The sequence below is a fragment of the Corynebacterium axilliensis genome (genome assembly GCF_046097495.1).
In the GTDB taxonomy this organism is placed as follows: domain Bacteria; phylum Actinomycetota; class Actinomycetes; order Mycobacteriales; family Mycobacteriaceae; genus Corynebacterium.
Genome location: NZ_CP175768.1, coordinates 1,134,043 through 1,156,819, shown reverse-complemented (window position 1 = coordinate 1,156,819; position 22,777 = coordinate 1,134,043). Strand labels below are relative to the sequence as shown.

The following is a 22,777-nucleotide window of genomic DNA, read 5'->3' as shown; positions in this document are numbered from 1 at the left end:
GTGTCGGCGGCCTAGGCCGGTTAGAAGGGGCTAGAAGGGCAGGGGAATGCCGAACTGCTTAGCCAGAGCCCGAATCTGCGGCTCATAGGTGGTGACCGCTCCCGCGGCGAGAGCGATAGCACCGATCAAACCGGCGATGATGCCCCAGATGGTGGCGCTGGAGGACAGGGAGCTGGAGTCCGAGCCCTGCTGGTGCTTCGGCTGCTCAAGGTGTGCCTTGGAGTGATCCGAGGTTGCCCCCAGCGGCAGGCAGGCCTCCAGCTCGTCGAGGGTGTAGAACGTCGAGTCCTCTTCGATGGGCTCGCAGCCGTCGTGGAAGGCAATCTCCTTCTCGTTGTAGAGCATGCGCACCAGGGTGTCTCCGCGCTCGTTCTGGAAGGCATCCCATTGGATGTTTGCGCCCATGGGGGAGACCGTGTCGCCACGCCAGTCGGAGTTCTCCCAGGAGTACAACTCACCGGCAGGCGTGCCCTTCTCAGAGCCCGGAAGCTTGAGCAGCGCTGCAAGCGGGATGATGGTCTCCGCGTGCCCGAAGCGATACTCGGCGGCCACGTCGCCGCCTGCTGCACGGTCCTTGACACCTTGAATCATGTGCTTCAGCAGCGGCTCGTAGTTGTCGTAGGACACCGTCTGCCCCGCAATAGCCGGTCCCTTCTCGTAGTAGTCCTCCACGTCGAGCAGGTAGGCAAACGTCGGGCCGCTGGCATCATCCATGTACTGGTCAAGATTCCAGCCTTCGGCCGGCGTCTTGGCCTCGTGTGCCAGGGCCGGAGCAATGATGTAGAGGTTGTAGAACTGCAGCGCCGCATCCACGATGCCCTCCACCGACTTCTCCTTGTTCTCGCGCCCCACAAAGCTGATGGAACCATCCTCTAGACCCGCGATGAAGTCCTCGGTGAAGATCTTGCGCAAAAGGGTGCGCGACGCGTTCTGAGAGGCCGGCTTGGCGTAGGCTTCATCCACCTTGGCCTCCAGTACATCGGAGTCCTTCCACTCGGAATACTTCTCATAGGACGGCGAATTCTTGTCCTTGTGCGCGTGCATGAGGTCCGTACGCGTCTCAATGCTGACGTGGCCGTCCTTCATGCCATCTACTAGGTTGTCTGCGAGCTCGGGCTCCTCTTCCAGCCACGCCTGGCCAAAGCTCCACCCTGAGTCATTGGCCCGGTCCGCCCCGGAGGAGATGTACTTGACCTTGAGGTTCTCCTTGTCAATATCCTCCAACAGTGCGGCGTTGCGCTGGGCATTGCGCTCGCCCACACCCTGCAGCTCCTCACGGCCCACTACCGTCAAGTTGCCGTAACCGGGCTCTTGACCGATGCCGCCGGCCAGTTCCTTGTTCACGGTGATCATGGCCTCGACCTGCGGGATAAGCTTCACACCCAACTCGGTGAGCTGACCATGCTCCTGGGCATAGGTGAGCATCTGCTGCGCCAAGTCGTCGTACTTGAATCCGGACAGCCCGCGGGAGCCGTGGCGGCCCACAGAGGACGTATAAATCTGGTGGAAACCCTCCGGGGCCGAGGCATACTCGGAGCCCTGCGGCTCATAGTGCTGCTTGGTGGAGTAGTAGGTGGAGCCATCAGCCGCCAGTGCGGGCACCGGGGTGACGGCACAAGCAACAGCAGTAGCGACGGCGAGAGCACGAATACGCATGAGAAAAGTCCTTCGTGAGAAACGGTGGATAGGAGACCACACCACGGTAGAAGAAGAACTTTGCGCGGAGGTTGCGAAACCGTGAACAGTAGGGGGCTCCGCAGACTCACTGCAAAACGCAAAAACCGCCTGAGAACAGGCGGCTAATTTTGCTCCTCCAACTGGGCTCGAACCAGTGACCCTTCGATTAACAGTCGAATGCTCTGCCAACTGAGCTATGGAGGAATATGTGTGGGTTGCAAGGCAGTCAATGCTGCTCGCTGCAACGAGAAGTAACTATATAGGTCAACTCTGTTCGTGCACAAATCGCCTGTTCAAGAAGGGAAAGTGTGCAAGTGATTCGTTTGAATCGTTCTTCAAAGCTAGGGTAAGTACGGTAAGTGAGTCGCTTGAGGACAGGAACTGGCTGTAGCTGGTACGTAGAGACGCTCCGAATTCTAGAACGGCAGAATAATCGGACTGTTGACCCTGTGTGCGTTCCCAAGTGTCCTGGGAAGCGGAAGGCTAATTAAATTTGCGAATCGTAGTGGTATCTCAGTACTGGGCCCCGGAGAATGGGGTGCCTCAGAGGCGGTGGACTTGGTTAAGCGAGCTCTTAACCCGAAAAGGTCACCAGGTTTTGGTCATTGCCCCTCCTCCACACTACGCGCGCAAGATCTCGTTTAAGACGTGGATAGGCAAACTCTTTAATAGTTCGGACAGTGTCGAGGTTGGTCCAAGTGGCGAAAAGATTTTTAGGTGCTTCTACCTTCCCGCAGGGCACTCATTGACGATGCGAGCTATAAGTCAAGCTGTTGCTGCGTTGGGATCATTGCTCACATTTATTTCAAAGAGGAAAGAGATCAAGTCGTTCCGACCGGACGTTGTGATCGGAACGGTACCTGCATTGCCTACGGCAGTAGTTGCGATGCTGGGAGCGAAAAGCCTAAATTTGCCATATGTTATCGATTTGCGCGATGCTTGGCCTGATTTACTAAATGAAGTGGATAAATGGAACAAGGGGTTGGGCCGAAGGTCGTTTAGAGAGCGAGTGCTCAGAAAAGGGCCGCTCCAGTTTATTAGCTTCTTGACTGCTAAAGCCATTGACTACTCGCTGAATCACGCTGCGGCGTTAATGGTTACTTCTGGTCTTTTTGCAAAGGAAATGCGGCAACGGCTAGTGCATAATCGGGCTCAACCGAAACCAGTTACAGTGCTTCGAAATGTCTTCCCGGTAAGAAGCGACGTTGCAGATGAAACAGAGCGACGATCGGTGAGTTCTTGTTGCGGAAACTCGAAGCGAGTTGCGGGGCTAAAGGTTCTCTATGCTGGTACATTGGGTCGAGCGCAAGGCCTAGAGAATACAATCTTGGCTGCAGAAATGGCGCTAGAACGAGGCGTGAATGTTGAGTTGCGACTCATTGGTGCAGGCGCTGCACGACCTGAGCTTGAAGACTTAGTTAGAAAAAGCCCCGCAGACGTTTCTATTTTGGATCGCAGACCGGCGGACGAATTGGGGGCATTATATAGTTGGGCAGATACCCTTCTTGTCCACCTGTCAGACTGGAAAGGTCTGGAGTATGCAGTGCCCTCGAAAACTTTCGAATTCTTCGAAATTGGCAAGCATATTACTGGAGTAGTGCGAGGGGAAGCTGCGGCACTCATTAAACAGCTAGAGGCTGGTGATGTTGTCGAGCCAGAGAATCCCGAACAGCTGGCTTCCTTGTGGTGTGAATTGGTCGAAGACCCCGGAAAGCTTGAAATCTCCGATAGTGCGAGACTATGGCTTCAGCATGAAAGAGAAGTCAACTCGCCCAAAAAGCTATACGACCTTTTGGAGTCTTTGTAAGAAATGATGAGGCTAGCAAACTTTGCCGTCCTGATGGTGACTGAACTAATTCTTGATCCAGTATCGCTGGGACGGAAAGCTGACAGATTTTTTTCTGGGAAGAACTTTCCTCTAATCAAGAAGGTCAGTTTCGAAAAGATATTCAGAAGTTTAAGTAGCTCTTCTCCCGAAACTGCGCACCTAGAAGATCTTCGGCTTTTCGCTGCTGCGGAAGAACGAGCGGCAAAAGTTTCTCTGATCCACCCAATCGGGTATTGGGAAAGATACCGGCTGATAAGGCGACTTGAACTGCTGGATTGTCACATTGCAGAATCGCGAGAAATTGTAAATAAGTCGGGTGAAATTCGCGTACTTCACTATTTTACGAATAGCTCGCCTTTTACGCGTTCGGGTTACACCGAGCGGTCCAGCCGGGTCATCGATTGTCAGAGAACTTCCAAAATCGAAGTCTTTGCAGCAACTCGCTACAATTACCCATTGTCAATCGGGGTTCTTAGCTTTTCCCAGCGTGACTCAATTGGTGGAGTAGATTTCTATCGTTTAGTTCCTGGCTGCATTTCGTTTTCAAAGGGTAGGCAAAAGCGTGATGCGGTTCGTGCACTAGTCGACCTGTGTCTGGAGCTAAACATCGATGTCCTCCAAACGACAACAGGCTTCGAAAACGCTGAGGTAGTTTCATTGGCTGCAGAAGCTGTAGGTATTCCTTGGACTTATGAGGTGAGAGGGGAACTTGAAGAGACTTGGGTATCCAAGCACTCAAACGAGGACCAGCACCTCGCTCTAGAGTCCGACTACTACTGCTCGGCTAGGAAGAACGAAGAGGAGGCAATGAGAATGGCCTCACGCGTAATTACTTTGAGCGAGGTATCGAAAGAAGGATTGGTAGATCGTGGCATCGATAGTCAAAAGATTTGGGTCATACCTAACGGGATTGACAGAGCTCTACTAGAGCGCGATTTTGCAAAGACAGATGCACGTCAGAAACTTGGACTAGAAGTAGATAGAGTGTATGTGGGGTCGGTAACTTCGGTTGTTGGGTATGAAGGTCTCGATAATCTAGTCCGCGCTTTAAAGTATCTACCAACAAACGTTTGCGGGGTAGTTGTCGGAGACGGAGAATCTCTGGCCTCGATTAAGTCTTTGGCTGAGACGCTGGGACTTGCAGATCGGCTAGTGTTCCCAGGACGTAAGTCGCAGGACGAAGCGCTGGCTTGGTATGAGGCTCTCGACGTCTTTACTGTTCCAAGACGAGATACAGCGGTATGCCGGCGTGTGACGCCAATTAAGGCTACGAATGCGCAGGCCCTAGGTGTTCCAGTGGTGGTTTCAGATTTGCCGGCACTGAGAGAGGTGACCGGTGGGTACGCTGTATTTGTCAGGCCAGAGGACCCAAGTGCCCTTGCAGAAGGAATTCTTACTGCACTCGAGGGTGATGCTCCTATCGCTCCGAAGGATTGGCTCGAGTCAAGGAGCTGGGAGGCAAACGGTGAGCGGTATAGCGCGATCTTGAGGGGTTCTGAACCTAATTAGTCTAAGTTGTAGAGTATAAGACTCAGAGTTCGTTGGCTTCGCTCGCTAACAGCGCAGTTTGAAACCCGCTAGTTGAGACAAGAAAGATGGGAGCATTTTGCAAGTACGAGGTAGCCGCATATCGATAGTCGGTTTAGGTTATATCGGATTGCCTACTGCCGTTATGTTTGCCAACGCGGGCTTTGCCGTCAGAGGTGTCGAACGAGATTTAGATAAGGTTGAAGCGATCAATTCCGGAACGCTTCATATCGACGAACCGGGCTTGTTTGAAGAGTTTACCAAGGCCTATGAAAGCGGCAGTCTAGTAGCAGGAAGTAACGCTAATGAAGCGGAAGTTCACATTATCGCTGTTCCCACGCCGATTTCTCAGGACAGACAGCTAGATTTTTCTTTCATTAGCAGTGCAGTAAGAAGCATTGCACCAGTGCTTAGGTCCGGGGATCTTGTCATCTTGGAGTCTACTGTTCCGCCGGGGACTACGGCCAAAGTGGAAAGCCTTGTCTATGAAATCCGCCCTGACTTAAGTATCGAAAAAGCCATAGAGTTTGCGCACTGTCCCGAGAGAGTGCTTCCGGGGGCTATAGTTCGTGAATTCGAATCAAATCCGCGTGTGGTCGGCGGATTGACCCCTTCAGCAACGGCTCACGCAGCTGAATACTATAGGCACGTGACTTCGGGGCAAGTGTTTGAAACCAGTGCCGAAGCTGCTGAGTTAGCAAAGCTGGCGGAGAATGCATACCGAGACGTAAACATTGCTTTTGCCAATGAACTTGCGACCATTTCAGATAGTTTTGGCGTGGATGCTCGTGAAGTAATCAAGCTCGCCAACGAACATCCGAGGGTTAACATTCTGCGGCCAGGAATTGGTGTTGGTGGGCATTGCATTGCGGTGGATCCTTGGTTTATCGTTTCCGCTGACCCGGAAAACGCGAAGCTTATTGCGACGGCAAGATCGGTTAATGATTATCAGCCGACACGGACGGTTAAAAAGGTTTTGAATCACTTTGAGGAAATTAAACCTCAAAAGGTTTACCTCTTTGGACTGAGCTTCAAGCCCAATGTGGGCGATGTAAGGGAATCCCCCGCCGTTGTAGTAGCAACAAGTCTAGCCTTAGAATTTCCCGCGATTGAGTTTGTTTTGGTTGATCCCCATGTGAGTCATGTTGACCAAGACCTTTCGATGATTCCGAACTGTACTTTTACTTCAACCGTTCCAAGCGTTAGAAGTGATGATTGTGTCATCTGTTTAGTAGCTCATGATGCTTTCCGTGGCCCGCTCGCTTCAGTTGAAGCTTCTCCTTACTTTATGGACTTAGCTGGTATTTTTAACTAGAGGAAGTATGACGCGGAAAAACATACTATTTGCGGGACATGATTTTAAGTTTTTGGACAATTTCATCAGTTCCGTACGTTCGCAGGGATGGAATGTTTCAATAGATAGGTGGTTCCGACACTCTAGGCACAATTGGTTGCATTCGATGTACCAACTGCAACGTGCGGACGTAATCTTTTGTGAATGGGGCTTGGGCAACGCGGTTTGGTATGGGCGCAATAAACGGCCAGGGCAGCTTCTACTTGTACGTGTCCACGCTCAAGAAGTCCGTGGTGGATACCTAGCGAAAGTGCCGAAGGACAAAGTCGACATGTTCATCTTTGTATCTGAGCATGTTAGAAGAACGGCGTTGCGAAAAGGGATGGTGGATGAGCACAACTCATTGGTGATTCCCAACGCTGTCAATACGCACCGACTTGCGTTGCCTAAAGATCGGAGCGCCGAGAAGACAGTAGCCATGGTGGGATATGTTCCGATGGCAAAGCGGCTTGATAGGGCTTTGGATTTGATTGCTGCTCTCAGGGAACGGGAGCCAGAGTATCGCCTAATTCTTAAAGGAAAGAAGCCAGAGGAGCTTAAATGGCTGATGCTCCGAGAAGAGGAAGTTGACTTCTTCCAAAGGCAAACCGTGCGGATGCGTGGCGAGCAACTATTGGAGTCTAAAGCAGTACAATTCTCGGGCTTTAGCTCGGACATGCCGAGCTTCTACAAAGGTGTTGGAAACATCATTTCAATGAGTGACTACGAATCATTTCACCTAGGACTTGCAGAAGGCGCAGCATCCGGTGCGACGCCAACCATTTTTAGATGGGAGGGCAGCGAAGAGCTATACCCATCGGATTGGATATGCGATTCTATAGAGGAGATGGCCGAAAGAATCGTTCACTCATCTGAGTGTCCGGATAATAGTGCAATCGAATGGGTCCGAGAAAGGTACGACGTTGACATCGTCTATGAACAACTGATGAATCTCTTGCATCGAGGAACTAAACCCTAGTGACTGATGTCAGAAGGGTTGGTATGCTTAGATGGTTCGAGTTCTCTGTAAATGAAAGGTTTCCCAGTGCAAAATCGCCGCGAATTGACTGTAAAGGCGAAGAGGAGAGCCAAGAAAGAAATTTTGAAGGTCGCTCCTCAACTTGCTGGCTCTCGCAATCGACTTCGTGCCGCTTATCGGGAGCTTAAAGGGGATAGCGTTTCAAACAATGAAGTGATAATTGAGACGCCCGTTGATCCCAAGGTGCACACTGGTAATAAATCGGCGCAGCCAAAGGTTCACCCTTTCGCTAACTCGGTAGACCCGCGTATCTTTGCAGGGGGAGTGGGGCCGAAGTTTGAATATGCCGAGCGAATTCAAAAGGCTCCGGGCAAGCTGGAGCATTTTGCGCTCCGTACTCGCAGCAAGGATATGCGCGATGTGTTTGCGAGGTCGGCAACGTCTCTCCAATATGACTATGCCGATGTCCTTCGGATTTTGCGCGCTCTCCGAGCTGGAAAGCTTGAGAATGCGCGAGTACCAAAAGCATGGAACCGGAAGTTTTTGCTTGCTTTGGCGCGGATTGTTGCAAATCAACGCTTGAGCTACGGGGATCTTGAAGACTCGGAAGTGATTTTCAACGCAGTCAAGCGAATGCATGGCGCCAAGGCTCTCGGTAAGACTGACTACTACATTTATGCGGAGGTTCTGACTGGGCTTGGACGAGCAGGCGCGGCCCATAGAGAGTTTCGGGACTCTCCGCAAGGGCGCAAAGATCCCGTGCAGACAGCGCTACTAACCGCCAATGCCCGTGCTTTAGTTGACGAGCCGAATTGGGACAATTGGGCTGAGTCAATCAATACAGTCTTCGCGCGTGACGGGTTGAGCCCAATCAGAGTTGAGCCTACTAGTGGTAGGACTCCTTTTGATTCTATTGAATCCACAATTGAGGCTCGGACGGTCGAGGGGCCCCTCGTAACGGTGTTTGTACCGACCTACAATAGAGGATCCCTGATTGGCACGGCGCTGAAGTCCCTTGTGCAACAGACTTGGAAGAATCTAGAGATCATCGTGATTGATGATGGTTCTGATGACGAACACCTTGAAACTCTGAAGGAAATTTGCGCAGAGTACCCTGAGGTAAAGGTGATTTACCAGGGGACGAATAAGGGAGCGTATGAAGCACGCAATACTGCGCTAAAGGTAGCCAAGGGAGAGTTCGTAACAGTCCACGACGATGACGACTGGTCTCACCCCGAAAAGATCCAAGTTCAGGTCGGGCATTTGATGTCTACTCCTGACGCTCTCGGCAATATTATCTACCATGCACGAGCGACGGAGGAACTGGCTTTCACTCGAATTAACAATAATCCAGTTTTCAATCAGCCGTACTTTGGCTCTCTTATGTACAGGGCCTCTGTATTTTCAGACTTTGGCGATTTTGATCCGATTAATCGGTCTGCGGACGCTGAGTTCCGCGACCGCGTCGTTGCCGCTACCGGAAAGCCAATCCCTGCAGTTTTGAGCGTTCCACTTGCGTTCATCCGTGCGCATAGTCATTCCTTGACTGCTGGCGAAATTTCTCGTGGCTACATCGATCCAGCGAGAACTTTCTACCAGTCTTCTTATGGTTATGCGTTTGAGGACAAAGCTCCGGATGTGTCTTGGGCGGATGTTGAATTCGCACACCCGTTGAACATGATCGATCCCGATCGGAAGAAGGACCACGGTAAGTTCGACGTTATCTTCGCTACCGATTTTGCCTTCCCCGGGGGAACGTCCCAGCTGACACTCAATGAGGTCGAGGCTGCAGCAGATCAAGGCTTGCGGGTTGGAATGCTCCTTTTGGCATCGCCTCTGAACGCTGGAAAGCCTGCTGTAACTAAGCGCACCACGCAGGTAGCGCTTCACGAGAACGTTGAAGTTTTGACACTGGATGACCGGGTTACCACGCCACTACTAGTTGTTCGACATCCTTCTGTCCTGCAGTATGCGGATAGTCTTTCTACCAACGTTAGGGCAGAGCATCTTCATATTGTTGTAAATCATCCCCCGATTTTGAAGGGTGGAAAAGGCGCCACCTATGACCTGGAAGACGTTAAGAAAAACGCGGTTAAATTGTTTGGCTTGGAGCCGCACTTCCACGCCGAGAGTGGCGTGACTTTTGCTCTGGCTACGGGAGTCACTCGAAAGAGCGAACTTGAAGACGAGCTTTGGCCTGGATTTACCCAGCCGGTTAGCGAGAACTTTGTGCACGTCCCAGACTTCAATTCCAAGCCGATTCTCGGGCGGCACTCGCGAGATTCTGCCTTGAAGTGGCCGTCGAAGAAGGCGGACCTAGAAAAAGCTTACACGGCAAATGAGAAGTTCGATGTTCGCCTAATGGGTGGAATTACTGACCTGTCCAAGGGAGCTCAAGGACTCTTGCGACAAGGAGCTGAGGTTCTTGACTTCGACGAGGTGCCAGTAGACGAGTTCCTAAAGGGAGTGGACTTTTGGGCCTACTTCCACTCTGACAAACTCACCGAGTCCTTTGGCATGTCGATTGTTGAAGCTATGGCCCACGGGTGCTTAGTAATTCTTCCGCCATATATGGAGAAGAATTTTGGCGATGGTGCTGTTTACGGTAGCCCGGAGGAAGTAGCTGCCATAGTCGACCGCTACTGGCGAAATCCGGACCTCTATAAGGAACAGGTTGAAAAGGGCCGTCAGAAGGTCGAAGAGATGTACTCAATTGATTCCTTTGCCCAGCGACTGCATCGTTACGCTCAACCCGGGGAACAGAGCGCACAGTGAATGTAGGAGCGTTTGCTTGAGTTTAACTCGCTCGTGCCAGTCAGCTCGCTGTTTCAGCTAGCGTTTAGAAGTTGAGTTTTGGGGCGACTACTGTAGTCGTTCTTAAACTCAACTTTTTATGTTTTGGTCTGAATTTAAATTCCGTCGCTGGTGAGCTAGACAGTAGCGCTCTGCAGCTTTCGATTTTAAACGTTTGAACGAGGAGCAATTGGAGGAAGTAGCATGTCAGATGCGAGGTTTGGAAACCAGTCTTCTGGGGATTTGGTACGGACGTGTTCTGGGTCGTTGGTACTGGGCCGAGGTGCGTCGACTCGCCCATTTGTTTCATTCGCCCGCCTCTACTAGGGCGGTAGTTTTGCACGTTTCGGAGTCTCCGATATTCATTCATAGGCCGTTGTTGAGGCGGCATACGGCTGAATCGGCTCCGACGCTGTCTGAGAGTGTGCCAACCCAGTAAGCGGCATCTGATTGTGAGGGGCACATGGAGTTGTTTTCCGCCGATATGCACTATGAAGGAAGGTCCCTAGCAGAACTAAGTACGCTGCTACCAACTACGCGGGCCCGTGGTACGAGATGCTCCAAATCGACGTTTGTGGTCGGGGTGAAACCAAATAGCTGCATTATTGCGAGGTCAACTCAGGGCTGACCCGAATCTAGTCAATATGAGGAAAAATCGGTCAGATTGCCGCTCGGCTAAAATAGCTGAGCAGCTACCAAATACCTTCGAAAATGGGACAGTGCACCATCAGGCAAATGCTATGCATTGAAAATTTCGTGCTGATGCGGGAAGGGGGCGACATGGTAGGGGATACGAGCTCAAAGTATAGAATAAAACGTCTTTAGAAATGAAATTTCGTGAATACAGCTTGGAGGCCAACTTCCTTGACTTTATTCGGCTTTCATAAATTTTGCTGCTTCTGTATCAAATAGAATTCTGTTCTGGGGATTCTCGCGCTTCATTCGGACTATGAAGCCACTTGCTTTTCCGTATTCCCGCATGGACACAAGTCGACTCCAGTGGTCGTACTGGCGGTTCACTACCTCGCACGGTCCGTCATTGATGATTTGACCTTTGTGTAGCCAAATGGCCCGAGAACAGTATTGTGCAATCGTCCTTGAAGAGTGGGCTACAAGAAAAACCGTACCGGCGCCTTCAATAAAACTCTCCATTCTCTCCTGGGCCTTCTGCTTAAACGTTGCGTCACCTGTTGAGAGAGCCTCGTCTACCAGCAGAATTTCCTGTCTCACGGCGGTAGAAATAGCAAACTTAAGCCTTGATTGCATACCACTGGAGTATGTCTTCATTGGACGCTCAATCGCTTCACCAATGTCGGACCACTCAGCAACCTGAGGTGAAAGCTCTCTTACTTGGGACCGAGAAAGTCCCATGGCTAAGAGGCCCAGTTCAATGTTCTTCATACCGGATAGTTGGGATTGCAAGGCAGCCGAGACTCCGAGCAATGTCGGCTGAGAAGACACTCGTACTTCGCCGGTAGTTGGTCTTTCGCCACCGGCAATAAGCTTCAGAAGTGTCGATTTTCCGGAACCGTTCTTGCCGATTAGACCGATGGACTCTCCTTTGGAAGCCACAAGGGATACGTCGTCAAGAGCGGTAACCGGTGCTGGCGACTTGCCAAATAGGGTCTTGCGAGAACGGTACTCTTTGGTTACGTTTCTAGCTACAATGGTTGGATTAGAGATGGTTAACATATCGTTCTTCTCCTCCCCAAAAGTAGACCAAACCGAGGATGAAAGTTGCAAAAGCCCACAGTGTGATATACACCCAGTTGCCGAGTGAAGGCGAAGTTTGGGACATAACCACCTCGCGCATGGCCGTCAAGTACTGATACACCGGGTTGTATGTCATTACGTTTTGTACGAAGACATGGCCGTTAAATCGTTCGACCGAGAAGAAGATTCCTGATAAGAAAAAGAGCCCTCTATTAACCAAATTAAAAAGGCTCTTTGTGTCTGGGATGAACGCTGTCATTCTCGCGGCGATCAACATTAGGCCCGTTGAGAAAATCGTCATTAGTCCGAAAATGGGTACCGTTAGTAGGAGCGTCCATGAGATTCTGAAGCTAGGTTCGAATGCCAATGCGATAACGACTGCTACTAGTGCTGGAACAATGGTGTCGTAGCAGTTTCTTAGTGACCTCGAGAGAGGTACTGCGGCCTTTGGAAAGCTAAAGCTAGTAATCATAGATTTCGACGACTGAAGGAGACCCGAACCCGAGGTAAGGCCCTGCGTGATAAAGCCAAAGAAGGTCACTCCAATAACCAGGAAGCCGACAAAATTTTCAATGCCTCGGTTGGTCTTTAGAACAATGCCGAAGACGAGTACATACAAGAGCACTTGCAGCAGGGGATTGAGGAGGATCCAAACGTTGCCCAAGAAAGTTTCGCGCCCGGAACTTAGGGCGCGGCTACGGGCATCAGCGTTGATGAAGCTCCTTCTCTGCCATAGTTTGGTGCAATAGCTAACGAAACTAAATCTTGCGTTAAGATCTCGGAGTCCCGTGGCGTCCACTAGATTGAGGACTGTTTGCCGGTCTTCTGATTCCTTCATCGTTTGTTAGAACTCATTCCAGTTGGCAGTATGGGGCCAAGACCTTGGCATGTTGTTTAAGGTCTTCGTAGAACTCTACCCTTGTCCCGTTATTCGTCGGGCTGTGCGCGCCCTTCCAATTACGATAGCAGCGTACTCGACGCCAGTCGGTAAATACCTGCTCAACTGAAGTTCCGACTTTGCGATGTGCGGTTCCTAATGGAAAAGTAGTTATCGTGCGATAGTATCTGGGTATGAGAGACAACCTTGTGCTAGCTGCGTCGAATCTTCCGTTGCCAGGAAAAGCGTGTTTCGGGTACGCGTGGGTCGGGGCGGACCTCTATTTTTGCGATGGAGAGAGCCGTGAAGCCCCCCAGCTAGAGTTGGGGGAAGATGGAGCATACGTCGCTGTGCTTCCCGGCTCAGAAAAAATCTCTATTGGAACTGATTTTTTTGGGTTTGGAAAAGTCTACCTATACCGTTCCGGAAACAATTGGGCCGTTGGTAGGTCGATGATGGGATTAGCAGACTACGCAGCGAGCTCAGGTTGGTCCCTGACGAAGGATTTCACGCAGCTGCAGTCTTGGTTCCTGCGTGGAAACGCGATGATAGGTGGTCAGTTGTCCTCGTTCCGCACTGTATTCAAGGAGATATCTTTAGTTCCTGCGGAGCAAAAATTGGAGATCGATCGTAATAAGCGTCTTGAGGTCTTGAGTCTAGCTCCGTCAGCGGCAAACATGAGTTACAGTGATGGACTTCAGTTCGCTCTTGAAGAAATGTGTTCGAGACTGCGGACCCTTTTGAAGTCTGAGATGCCTGTTTCGAGTGATATTACTGGCGGCCAAGACTCTCGGCTTATTTTGGGAGCGTTGGTAAATGCCGCCGGCAGTGATATCGATCTTGATGCGGCTGTTCGCTTCAAGAGCCAGGTGGGCTGGAAGCAAGACTATGCAGTCGCTACCAAAATTGCGAAGCGATACGGCATTGCTTTGAATAAGCCAGCCAAGAAGAGGGTAGAAGCAGATGTTGACTATGCATTAGAGCTTTGGAGACTCAATGACTTGGGAGTGTATAGCACGTTCTACCCGGTTCTGCCGTCTAGCGGTGAGATTGCCTTAAACGGTTGTTCGCCGGCGTATCGCCTTATATATAAGAACTCCTCCTTGGGGGATGAAATGAAAGCTAGCCGAACTGAATGGATTTCGGACGATGCGATCAAGGGGCTTGAAGCGGCTGCGCTTGATTCCCTAGCTGAGGTTCCGGATGACGGTGATCTTCGGGTCCGCCATTACAGCTTATTCCGCAATCGTATCCACGGCGGCCGACCAGCGTTGAGGGGGGCGGCCTTATCTCCGCTTAGTTCTCGTGCTCTTTACCAAGCTGCGACCTTGTTGCCGATTACGGCTATCGAGCGCTCGCAGTTTTATGCGGATGCGATGTTCAGTCTTGATCCTGAACTGGCAGAATTTGAATTCGATAAGCCCAGCAAGAATTGGACAAGTGAGCAAAAGTCGGCACTGACTAGAGTTTCCATCAGACAGCAATACATTCAAGGCGGCCAAGTACATGGAGCCCCTTCCGAAATTCCAGGGCGTTCTCCAAATCTAGAAACTCGACAGCATGATCGGTTAGCAGAAATGTATTATCGTGCTAAGCCGAAGGTAATTGGGCTGCTTCCACCTACCTTCTTGGACAAGGCCGATGAATGCATTGCCGAAATATTAAAAGGCAATCAGCAGTTTGCCCCAGTTTTAGGATTTGTGACAACTGTCATTTTGTACGGAGAAGTTGAGCGATTGAGCAACCCCAACCATTCTATTTCCGGAGGGAAAATCTAGATGCCCAAAAGTGAAGAGTATTTTCCGCAGGACAGTTCCTTGGCAAAACGGTGGAGGAACGAATTTGACTCTTGGATTGGCCAAAGCACGTTAGGCTACCAAGAAACTCTCGCAAAAATTCGTGATGAGGGCTTGAGTTTCGCCCGATTCGGTGACGGTGAAATGTTGCTTGCGTCCAAAGCTGACTTTAACCTTGGATTTCAAGAGAATAGTTCAATCCTTCGGAAAGAGCTCGACAAGATCCTTCTAAATCTTAATGATGGTCTGCTAGTCGGTATGTCGCCGTTCTGGCGAAACGAGCATTGGGACAAGGTGTTCGTGGAGGTGTGGCCGCACATGCGGGAGCTAGTGCCTCAAAAACCGACAGTATATGGATCTGCCTACGTAACTCGTTCGGCTGCGTTCTGGAAAGAGAAGCAAGGACTCGTGGACGCGTGGCGGTCAGTTTGGGACGGAAGAAAAGTAGTAGTCGTCGCCGGGCGACGGTCTAGGTTCGAGCTTGTTCCCGAGTTGTTTGACAATGTAAAGAAGGTCGAACTCCTAGAATCCGAACCTGTTAACGCCTATAAAGACATTCCTAGACTTGTCAGTGAGTTACGGGGGCGGAAAGACTCGTTGGTTCTTATTTCATTGGGAGCAGCGGCTACTGTCTTGGCATCCAAGCTTTCAGAGTCCGGTGTCCAAGCCCTTGATGTTGGGCATATTTCAAATTGCTACAACAATGTCTTTAACGGCGGGCCCACCCCGGAGAAGCTTCCCAGAATTGCTCCTTCGGCCCCGAAATAGTGGCTTCGAACTTGACAGTGTGAATTGTGTCATGAGTGGGATAAGGCTATAGTCCTATCGGCGACTTGCCATTGAGCTCACAGGTAATTTTACTTGAATCTGGTATTGAAAAATAGAGGTGTCGGAAATTGAAGATTGCAGTATTCGGTCTGGGATACGTAGGGCTTGCGAACGCGGTTCTACTGGCAAAAGATCACGACGTTTGTGCCGTTGACATTGACGAAAGAAAAGTCGAGCTCGTAAATCGCCGCGTGTCTCCGATTGCAGATACCGAAATCGAAGATGCTTTCGAGGGAAGCGATCTGAAACTGACTGCCGTCACGAATGCCAAAGCGGCCTTGGAAGGGGCACGGTTTGCAATTATCGCGACGCCAACCGACTATGATGTTGATAATGACTTCTTCAATACCAGCAGCGTTGAGGACGTCCTTAACCAGATTGAGCATATTGCCCCGACCGTAACTACGGTTATCAAGTCAACGATCCCCATCGGCTTCACTGAGCGCATGGAGTCAGTGCACCCCACGATGAAGTTGGTTTTCAGCCCTGAATTCCTTAGGGAGGGGAGGGCGCTTTACGATAACCAGCATCCCTCGCGAATTATTTGTGCATCTACGCATTCGGATGAGGCGGCTGAATTTGCCAAACTGTTGGCAACGAGTTCTTTGGAACCAGACGTTCCAACTCTAATCATCAATACGACTGAGGCAGAGGCCGTCAAGCTGTTCTCAAACACGTACTTGGCAATGCGAGTTGCTTATTTCAACGAGCTTGACACGTACGCCGCTTCACACGGCTTGAACACAAAGCACATTATTGACGGTGTGTCATTGGACCCTCGAATCGGCTCTCACTACAACAACCCCAGCTTCGGCTACGGAGGGTACTGCTTGCCGAAGGACACGCGGCAACTGCTTGCGAACTATAAGGGCATTCCCCAGACTCTTATTTCTGCCATCGTCGAATCCAATTCGTTGCGAAAGGAGTTCGTCGCCGAGCAGATTCTGAAGAAGAGCCCTTCTACCGTTGGCATTTATAGGCTTACGATGAAGTCTGGCTCGGATAACTTCAGGTCGTCCGCTATCCAGGACGTCATGAGCATGCTGCAAGACAGAGGCGTCAACGTTGTCATCTTTGAGCCGACGTTGGATGATGAAGCTTTTGACGGAATGCCCGTAATCAATGACTTCACCATGTTTGAGGAGAAGTCCGACGTCATCTTGGCGAATCGCTTGGACGATACTTTGAAGGCTTCTGAGGCATCCATCGTGACCGCAGATATTTACGCCCGAGATTAATTCGGCGCTATCGGTCCAATTTCTTAACTAGTTTCTGGAGATCTGATGTTTAAATCTGTCGTTGTTCCTGCAGCTGGCATGGGCACTCGCTTCCTGCCCGCCACGAAGACTGTTCCAAAGGAACTCCTCCCAGTGGTCGATACACCCGGAATCGAGATGATTGCGGAGGAAGCAGCCACGGCAGGTGCAACGCGATTGGCCATTGTGACGTCGCCAAGCAAGCAAGAGGTGCTTCGCCACTTTGACGAGTTCCCGGACCTTGTTGAGATCTTGCGCGCGCGCGGCAAGGACGAGCAGGCTGCGAAGGTCGAGCGTGCAGCCCAGATTATCCATCCCGTTGCTGTGATCCAGGAAAAGCCTCTGGGCTTGGGTCATGCCGTTGGCTTGGCTGAGCCGGTGCTGGACGACGATGAAGACTACTTCGCCGTCATGCTTCCCGATGACGTCATTGAGCCCACCGTCGCCATGAGCGAGATGATTCGTGTTCGCCAAGAGCGTGGTGGTTCCGTGTTGCTTGCGGTGGAGGTGGACCCGGCACACGTGTCGAACTATGGCGTGTTCGATATTGAGGACACTGACCAGGAGGGCGTGAAGAAGGTTGTAGGCATGGTGGAAAAGCCTGCCGCGGAGGATGCTCCGTCGAATCTGGTAGCGACCGGCCGCTACCTGCTGGACCGGGCGATTTTTGGCGCTCTGCGCCGCATCGAACCAGGCAAGGGCGGGGAGCTGCAGCTTACCGACGCCATTGACCTTCTCATCTCCGAGGGACACCCCGTGCACGTCGTCGTGCACAACGGTATCCGCCACGATTTGGGCAACCCAGCCGGCTTCATCCCAGCCAGCGTCGAGTTCGGCCTGCGCCACCCGAAGTACGGCCCGGCACTGTTCCGCGACCTAGAGGCGATCATGGAGAAGTACCGACCTGAGCTGGGGTAGCGATTAGTATCGCACTCCCGAATCTTTAGGTCTGTAGCGCGCTTAATTAGTGATCTCCAGACTTGTCAGATTCTCCTTGGGAATGTCGGCGTCGGCAAGCTCCTGCGCAGTCGGTGAATGGTCTGGGATGAAGCCAGCCGCCGGAGAAGACTACACTGCGGCAACACGTTGAAACCCTCATGGGGCTTCGCCCCAGCGGTGGGTGCGGCAATCGGTTGGGGTGCCTATATTCTGCCGTGCGACTGGATGCAGTAGGCGGGGCTTGCCGGAATGGTCATCGGCTTTGTCATTGGTGGTCTGATGATTGCCTTTATTGGTTTGAGCTACGATTTTACCATTCGCGCGTTGCCGCTGACTGGTGGCGGCGTGTCGTTCGCCATGGCGGCGCTCGGCCGGACTCATGAGTTTATCGCGGGATGGGCGCTCACACTGCGGTACTCGTGCGTCGTCGCGTTGAATGCGTCGGCGGTCACGCTCGTCTTCCGTGTCACGTTTCCTGAATTGGTAACGCGGGGCGCTTTGCAGCGTCGCTGGTTGGACCATCTATTTGCCCGAAGTAGCGATCTGCTCGCTGTTTATCATTTTGTTTGCGTGGTTGAACACCAAGGGCGCAGCACTTTTCAGGACAGTTCCAGTTCTTTGCAGTCGTGCTCTTGATTGTGGCAGTGGTGGTCATCGTGGCGTCGATGGTGATTTATTACATCGCTGAGCGTCCCGAGCTTGCCCCCGCTTTCCCAGTCGAGGTCGGGCCTGGCCCCCGGAAAGTAGACACGTCGGGGGTTAGCTATGCTGCTTGGGTCAGTGTAGCTGATGTGAGTGCTTCGAAGTCATCGGGGGCTAGAAGATTGCACCAGGAGTGCCGTCTGCGCGTGTTGTAGCGCATGCACCACCGGAAGACTTCTTGGCGGCAGATGATGGGATTGTCAAAGACTTTCCGATCACGCAGAACTTCACGCTTTAGGGTGGCGTTAAACGATTCTGCCAGGGCGTTATCGGCACTCGTTCCCACCGCTCCCATGGATTGGCGTACACCAAGCTGGGCGCAGTGGTCCCTAAAGGCTTGTGAGGTGTACACGCTGCCGTGATCAGAATGGAAAATTGCCCCTTTAAGGCTTCCGCGAACCTTGCTGGCATGAGACAAAGCCTCGATAACCAGCGATACCCGCATGTGATCGGAGAGTGCATGGCCGACGAGTTTGCGCGAGTAGGCGTCGATGACTGTGGCTAGGTACATGTTCTTGCCGCCCTTACACGGCAGGTAGGTGATATCGCCTACATAGACCTGGTTCGGCTTATCAGCGGTGAATTTGCGGCCTACTAAATCTGGCATGACTCGGTGACCAGGCCTGCGCCTGGTGGTGATGCATCGACGCCGTTTGGTAAAGCCTTTTAGCCCCATGGATTTCATGATGCGTGCGACCTTCTTGTGATTGATCGGGCCGAAATCCGTATCACTGTTGAGGCTTGCAGCGATGCGTTTAGCACCATAAAGCCCGTGCTCATCATCGAAGATGGTCTTGATTTTTGCGCCAATAAGAGCATCAGAGCACATCTTTAACCTGCGTTTATCGCGAGTGTTGGCCCATTTGTAGAACGAGGAGCGATTGAGCTTTAACACGTGGCACATCCGTGTGAGCCGAGTATTCGGTTCGGTGGTCATAGACAAACTGGAAGCGGATCACCAGCGTGTCTCTTCGGCAAAATATTTCGCGGCCTTGCGCAGGATGTCGCGTTCTTCGCGCAGCTTCGCGTTTTCTTTTTCTAGCTGGCGGATCCGCTCAGAATCAGTCGTCGCCTGAGCCTCATCGCGCAAGGTCTTCGTGCGGGCACGTTTGCCGGTGCCGTACTGCTTAAGCCAGGAGAAAAGTGAGGAACGATTGACTCCAAGCTCTGCTGAAGCCGCGTGAAGTGAGAGGTCCTCATTGTTTTCGTAGAGGGCCACAGCATCACGTTTGAACTGTTCGGAGTACCTAGGCATGGTGGTAGATTACCTTTCTTCCCAGCCCAACCGGGCTGGATATCAGGTGTCTACCTAACGGGGGTCAGGTCCGTCCCACCGGTGGCGGCGATTGTGACCATCATCGCCTTTGCCCCATGGGCCTACGTGGGGTTTGATTCTATCCCGCAGCTGGTGGGGGAGTTCAGTTTCTCGCCAAAGAAGGCATTGGGCCTTTTGATGCGGGGACTTATTGCGGCGGCCTTGATCTACTTGGCGATGATCCTCGTGACCTCGATCGCTGTGGGAACCGACCACTTTGCCTATGAAGAGGAGGCCTGGCCGTCGGCTGCAGCCATCAGTGAGGTAATGGGGCCGGCAGGTCTGGTACTCATGGTCGTGGCTGTCAGCGCTGGCGTCCTGACTGGACTTAATGGGTTCTTTACTGCAGCAAGCCGTGTGTTGTTTACCCTTGGTCGCGCCAACCTGGTCTCTAGTCGTTTATGTGAACTAAACGGCAAGGAGCACCGCGCAATGCAATTCTCTTGGTGTGCGCTGTGTGCTTGGTGACCCCGTGGTTTGGGCGCGCGGCCTTGACGTGGGTCGTCGATATGTCCAGTGCTGGCATCACGGTGGCGTATTTCTATACGTGCTTCTGTGCACGGAAGATTGCACGTACCGGACAGGTTCCTGGGATGGCCAAGCCGATTGCGCCGAGCAAGTCTTACGAGTACTTCGCGCTGGCTGGATGCATTCTCTCCGTCGGGTTCTTGGCGCTGCTCTTCGTTCCGGGTTCGCCTGGTGTGCTGGGGACTGCTCCGCTCATCGCGCTGGTGGTCTGGATTGTGCTTGGGCTGGCGTCGTGGTCCATTAAGAGCTGTCAGTTGAAGGATGTGCCTGAAGGATGTGCCGCCGGGGGGAGAGAGACGGCGGCGTTGATTTTGGGGTAGGTGGGTGCTGTATTCAGTCGCCGCTACGGTCAGTTGCCGTTGATTTGGTCCGCTAGTAGTTGGATGTGCTTGCTAAGTCGAGGCAATTTCGAGCATCGTAAAATCTCGGCACAATCGAGCCCCGAAACCCAGAACTTAAATCTGGAGTCGAGGCGCGGACTGTATGGAAACTGTTGGAAATTACAGCATTTTAAAGTAGTCCGTCGAGACAGCGCGAATTCGAAGACTTCCTCAGAGGGACGAAGTGCTCTGGTTTGGAGAAAGCTGATAATGACATTCACTGATAACGCGGCTTATAAAACTCTGCACCTTCATCGTTTCATGCAGCTTCTTATCTAGGGCTTCTCGTACCCAGTTTGCTTTACTGGCTGTGATAGAACGGTCAAAATCTTCTAGTTCGCCTTCTGGGGGAAGGCACAACCCCGAATTCTTGAGAAGGAGATTCATTTCGCGGAGCAGTGGGGCCATGTAGCTTTCTGGAGTTACATGCTTCAATTTGCCTGCAAAAACCTCTCTCAATTTGTTATTGTAATTTTTTTCAGTCTTAGCGGGTAGGGGTTCCCTCTCAGCTACGGCTTTTTCCATTTTTTCTCTTAGTTCGATAATTCTCTGAAGGTCATCATTGCCTAGTTTTTCTAGAGTTTTCTTAAACTCGTTTTTGCTTACGATAATATCTGAATCTAAAATTGCAACCACGGGCGTTGCTAAGAGGGCTAGCAATTCTATAGTAGATGGGGCGTTACTTTTTCCACTTATATTAACAAAGTGGGGCGTAACCCGGCGGGAGATACTTTCTGGACCCTGTTGACGCCAATAGAAATCCAAGGATTCCTCATAGAATAAGGCGTCTGTCTCATTTTCTACAATTATTGCAACGTCAACGAATAATCCTTCTAAGATGGAAGAATGCCGAATGCGGCAGTGATTCTTGATGTTTCGATCAAAATCGGGTGGCACGAGTGTATAGTCAAATTGGCGTGAAATGTTACTGTTGGGGTCTCCCGCTCGATTAAGGCGGATTATCGAAAATGCTCCTTGTGACTTTCTTGATATTCCACTCAATAGGTTTCGGTCGTGTGTGGCGCAAAAAAATTGTCTTTTTTCGTTGACTGATATTTCCTTCAAAACTTCGCCTAATGCCGCTGCTTGAGGTGGGTGTAGAAACGCTTCAGGTTCATCGATTAAAACAATAGGCCTTGGGTCTGAGTAAATTCTGATTAGCAATCCAGCCACGCTTCGCATTCCCAATCCTTGGCGCCATAATTTCGGTGCTGTATTGAGTGTCTTCAAGTATTCGGGAGACATACCAGATTCAAATGACCCAGATGATCCAAACGCTTTACCCATCTTGAAGGCAATCTGTCCAGAGTCTGCCAGGTAGGCTGAGATATCCTCATGGAAAATTCGATTGAAGTAATGTGATACTTTTTTAATTAGTTTTTCGTTGCGGTAAACTCTGCTAAAAGAATTTTCCGAGCTAAGCTGTTTTGGATCTGCCTCGCTTACTCGAGATAGTGGGGCATCTCGACGGACGAATGAGCTTGTCCATGCCCCCAGACGTGAGCCTGCCTCGACAGTGGAAATCAACTCCTCAAGCGTTGTCGTCCCTCGTGTTCTAAAGTTCGGCAACGCCTCGGGTTCGAAAAATCCATATCTGTTTTCTTGACCTATAACATCGCGGGCAAGAGCTCGAAATTCGCTCTCTTGGAAGGATTTGATCGGCCCCCAGTCGATGCTTAGGTGCTTTGTTAGCCCCTCGTTTTCTTTAGTTACTTCCGAGTCTTCTCCGACCAATCTTGCTTCGAGTTGATCCAGAAAATGTGATTTTCCGGAGTTATTGGGTCCTACCACTACAACTAGGTTCCCTGCGCCGAGTGCAATCGATTCGTTAAGGAGCTGGATCGATGAGATGCGCGGATATACGGCAAAGTTGTTAACGTCCATAGGTGCAGTCTAACTGGATAGAAGGAGGGAACCGGCGTTCCTTGCAACGTAGACAGGGCGGGGTAGCCGAGTTTTGGCAGTCGGCAGCTGCACTATGTTCTTTAAAGTCATCAGCGCTAGTAGGACTGCACTCGGAGTATCGCTGGCTTGTCGTGTAACGAATGCACTATCGGAAGACTTGAGTTCTCTTGGCAGAAGATGACTTGATGGTGAAACGCTGCCCGTTCATGGATGACGCTTCATGGTTGAGACATACCGCTGAATGTAGTCCTGCTTCTTTCGGGCTGTTCCCGCACTGGTTTTTACCGGCCTTTCTGATGAGTGCCCGTCATGTAAGGAGCTGACGTGGCTTACTTAAAAAGGCCCTCTTGGAGTAAAAGCTACGGTGATCGGAATACGAAACTGCTACGCCAAGCATTCGG

At 51.4% G+C, this 22,777-nt stretch carries 16 protein-coding genes, 1 tRNA gene and 1 pseudogene; 12 read left to right on the top strand and 6 right to left on the bottom strand.

Features of this window, described 5'->3' with window-relative positions:
• Positions 1–30: 30 nt before the first annotated feature.
• Positions 31–1,656: a histidine-type phosphatase gene (locus ACKFR8_RS05640; RefSeq protein WP_408930837.1), complete on the bottom strand. Its 1,626-nt coding sequence runs from the start codon at positions 1,654–1,656 to the stop codon at positions 31–33.
• Positions 1,657–1,808: 152 nt separating this feature from the next.
• Positions 1,809–1,881: transfer RNA gene (locus ACKFR8_RS05635), tRNA-Asn, on the bottom strand.
• Positions 1,882–2,182: 301 nt separating this feature from the next.
• On the opposite strand from ACKFR8_RS05635, the gene ACKFR8_RS05630 reads away from it, so the two are divergent.
• The 5 genes from ACKFR8_RS05630 to ACKFR8_RS05610 all read left to right on the top strand — a co-directional run bounded on the left by ACKFR8_RS05630 (position 2,183) and on the right by ACKFR8_RS05610 (position 10,119).
• Entirely contained in the window at positions 2,183–3,484 is a 1,302-nt protein-coding gene (locus tag ACKFR8_RS05630; RefSeq protein ID WP_408930995.1) for a glycosyltransferase family 4 protein, read from the top strand.
• Between the two features lie 3 nt (positions 3,485–3,487).
• Positions 3,488–5,014 carry a glycosyltransferase family 4 protein gene (locus ACKFR8_RS05625; protein WP_408930836.1) on the top strand — a complete coding sequence of 509 codons (1,527 nt, stop codon included), beginning with the start codon at positions 3,488–3,490 and terminating at the stop codon, positions 5,012–5,014.
• Positions 5,015–5,111: 97 nt separating this feature from the next.
• Positions 5,112–6,347 carry a nucleotide sugar dehydrogenase gene (locus ACKFR8_RS05620; RefSeq protein WP_408930835.1) on the top strand — a complete coding sequence of 412 codons (1,236 nt, stop codon included), beginning with the start codon at positions 5,112–5,114 and terminating at the stop codon, positions 6,345–6,347.
• 310 nt (positions 6,348–6,657) lie between these two features.
• The gene (locus ACKFR8_RS05615; RefSeq protein ID WP_408930834.1) at positions 6,658–7,344 is read left to right on the top strand and encodes a hypothetical protein; all 687 of its coding nucleotides are present in this window, start codon (positions 6,658–6,660) and stop codon (positions 7,342–7,344) included.
• Positions 7,345–7,410: 66 nt separating this feature from the next.
• A complete protein-coding gene (locus ACKFR8_RS05610; protein WP_408930833.1) occupies positions 7,411–10,119 on the top strand; it encodes a glycosyltransferase in 2,709 nt (902 codons plus the stop codon).
• Positions 10,120–11,007: 888 nt separating this feature from the next.
• Here ACKFR8_RS05610 and ACKFR8_RS05605 read toward each other — a convergent pair.
• Entirely contained in the window at positions 11,008–11,829 is an 822-nt protein-coding gene (locus ACKFR8_RS05605) for an ABC transporter ATP-binding protein (RefSeq protein WP_408930832.1), read from the bottom strand.
• Positions 11,813–12,688 (bottom strand): ABC transporter permease, encoded by an 876-nt coding sequence (locus tag ACKFR8_RS05600; RefSeq protein ID WP_408930831.1) that lies wholly within the window; start codon positions 12,686–12,688, stop codon positions 11,813–11,815. Before ACKFR8_RS05600 ends, ACKFR8_RS05605 begins: the two co-directional genes overlap by 17 nt.
• Positions 12,689–12,921: 233 nt before the next feature.
• On the opposite strand from ACKFR8_RS05600, the gene ACKFR8_RS05595 reads away from it, so the two are divergent.
• The 5 genes from ACKFR8_RS05595 to ACKFR8_RS05575 all read left to right on the top strand — a co-directional run bounded on the left by ACKFR8_RS05595 (position 12,922) and on the right by ACKFR8_RS05575 (position 18,182).
• Positions 12,922–14,505 (top strand): hypothetical protein, encoded by a 1,584-nt coding sequence (locus tag ACKFR8_RS05595; RefSeq protein WP_408930830.1) that lies wholly within the window; start codon positions 12,922–12,924, stop codon positions 14,503–14,505.
• Entirely contained in the window at positions 14,506–15,291 is a 786-nt protein-coding gene (locus ACKFR8_RS05590; RefSeq protein WP_408930829.1) for a GT-D fold domain-containing glycosyltransferase, read from the top strand.
• Between the two features lie 128 nt (positions 15,292–15,419).
• A complete protein-coding gene (locus ACKFR8_RS05585; RefSeq protein WP_408930828.1) occupies positions 15,420–16,589 on the top strand; it encodes a nucleotide sugar dehydrogenase in 1,170 nt (389 codons plus the stop codon).
• A 45-nt stretch (positions 16,590–16,634) separates the two neighbouring features.
• Positions 16,635–17,525, top strand: a complete 891-nt coding sequence (locus tag ACKFR8_RS05580) for a UTP--glucose-1-phosphate uridylyltransferase (RefSeq protein ID WP_408930827.1) — start codon at positions 16,635–16,637, stop codon at positions 17,523–17,525.
• A 270-nt stretch (positions 17,526–17,795) separates the two neighbouring features.
• Positions 17,796–18,182, top strand: a complete 387-nt coding sequence (locus ACKFR8_RS05575) for a hypothetical protein (protein WP_408930826.1) — start codon at positions 17,796–17,798, stop codon at positions 18,180–18,182.
• Between the two features lie 127 nt (positions 18,183–18,309).
• Here ACKFR8_RS05575 and ACKFR8_RS05570 read toward each other — a convergent pair.
• Positions 18,310–19,503, bottom strand: a pseudogene (locus ACKFR8_RS05570) (IS3 family transposase).
• Positions 19,504–19,596: 93 nt separating this feature from the next.
• On the opposite strand from ACKFR8_RS05570, the gene ACKFR8_RS05565 reads away from it, so the two are divergent.
• Entirely contained in the window at positions 19,597–20,031 is a 435-nt protein-coding gene (locus tag ACKFR8_RS05565; RefSeq protein ID WP_408930825.1) for an amino acid permease, read from the top strand.
• Positions 20,019–20,411 carry a hypothetical protein gene (locus tag ACKFR8_RS05560; RefSeq protein WP_408931025.1) on the top strand — a complete coding sequence of 131 codons (393 nt, stop codon included), beginning with the start codon at positions 20,019–20,021 and terminating at the stop codon, positions 20,409–20,411. Before ACKFR8_RS05565 ends, ACKFR8_RS05560 begins: the two co-directional genes overlap by 13 nt.
• A gap of 231 nt (positions 20,412–20,642) precedes the next feature.
• Here ACKFR8_RS05560 and ACKFR8_RS05555 read toward each other — a convergent pair whose 3' ends face one another.
• Positions 20,643–22,355, bottom strand: coding sequence for an ATP-dependent nuclease (locus tag ACKFR8_RS05555; protein ID WP_408930824.1), 1,713 nt, complete (start codon positions 22,353–22,355; stop codon positions 20,643–20,645).
• Between the last annotated feature and the right edge of the window lie 422 nt (positions 22,356–22,777).

Excerpts from the sequence above, each read along its gene's own strand:
- ACKFR8_RS05580 (WP_408930827.1), top strand. The coding sequence starts at position 16,635 with ATGTTTAAATCTGTCGTTGTTCCTGCAGCTGGCATGGGCACTCGCTTC.
- ACKFR8_RS05640 (WP_408930837.1), bottom strand. The coding sequence starts at position 1,656 with ATGCGTATTCGTGCTCTCGCCGTCGCTACTGCTGTTGCTTGTGCCGTC.
- ACKFR8_RS05595 (WP_408930830.1), top strand. The coding sequence starts at position 12,922 with ATGAGAGACAACCTTGTGCTAGCTGCGTCGAATCTTCCGTTGCCAGGA.
- ACKFR8_RS05615 (WP_408930834.1), top strand. The coding sequence starts at position 6,658 with ATGTTCATCTTTGTATCTGAGCATGTTAGAAGAACGGCGTTGCGAAAA.
- ACKFR8_RS05605 (WP_408930832.1), bottom strand. The coding sequence starts at position 11,829 with ATGTTAACCATCTCTAATCCAACCATTGTAGCTAGAAACGTAACCAAA.
- ACKFR8_RS05590 (WP_408930829.1), top strand. The coding sequence starts at position 14,506 with ATGCCCAAAAGTGAAGAGTATTTTCCGCAGGACAGTTCCTTGGCAAAA.
- ACKFR8_RS05625 (WP_408930836.1), top strand. The coding sequence starts at position 3,488 with ATGATGAGGCTAGCAAACTTTGCCGTCCTGATGGTGACTGAACTAATT.
- ACKFR8_RS05555 (WP_408930824.1), bottom strand. The coding sequence starts at position 22,355 with ATGGACGTTAACAACTTTGCCGTATATCCGCGCATCTCATCGATCCAG.
- ACKFR8_RS05600 (WP_408930831.1), bottom strand. The coding sequence starts at position 12,688 with ATGAAGGAATCAGAAGACCGGCAAACAGTCCTCAATCTAGTGGACGCC.
- ACKFR8_RS05575 (WP_408930826.1), top strand. The coding sequence starts at position 17,796 with ATGGTCATCGGCTTTGTCATTGGTGGTCTGATGATTGCCTTTATTGGT.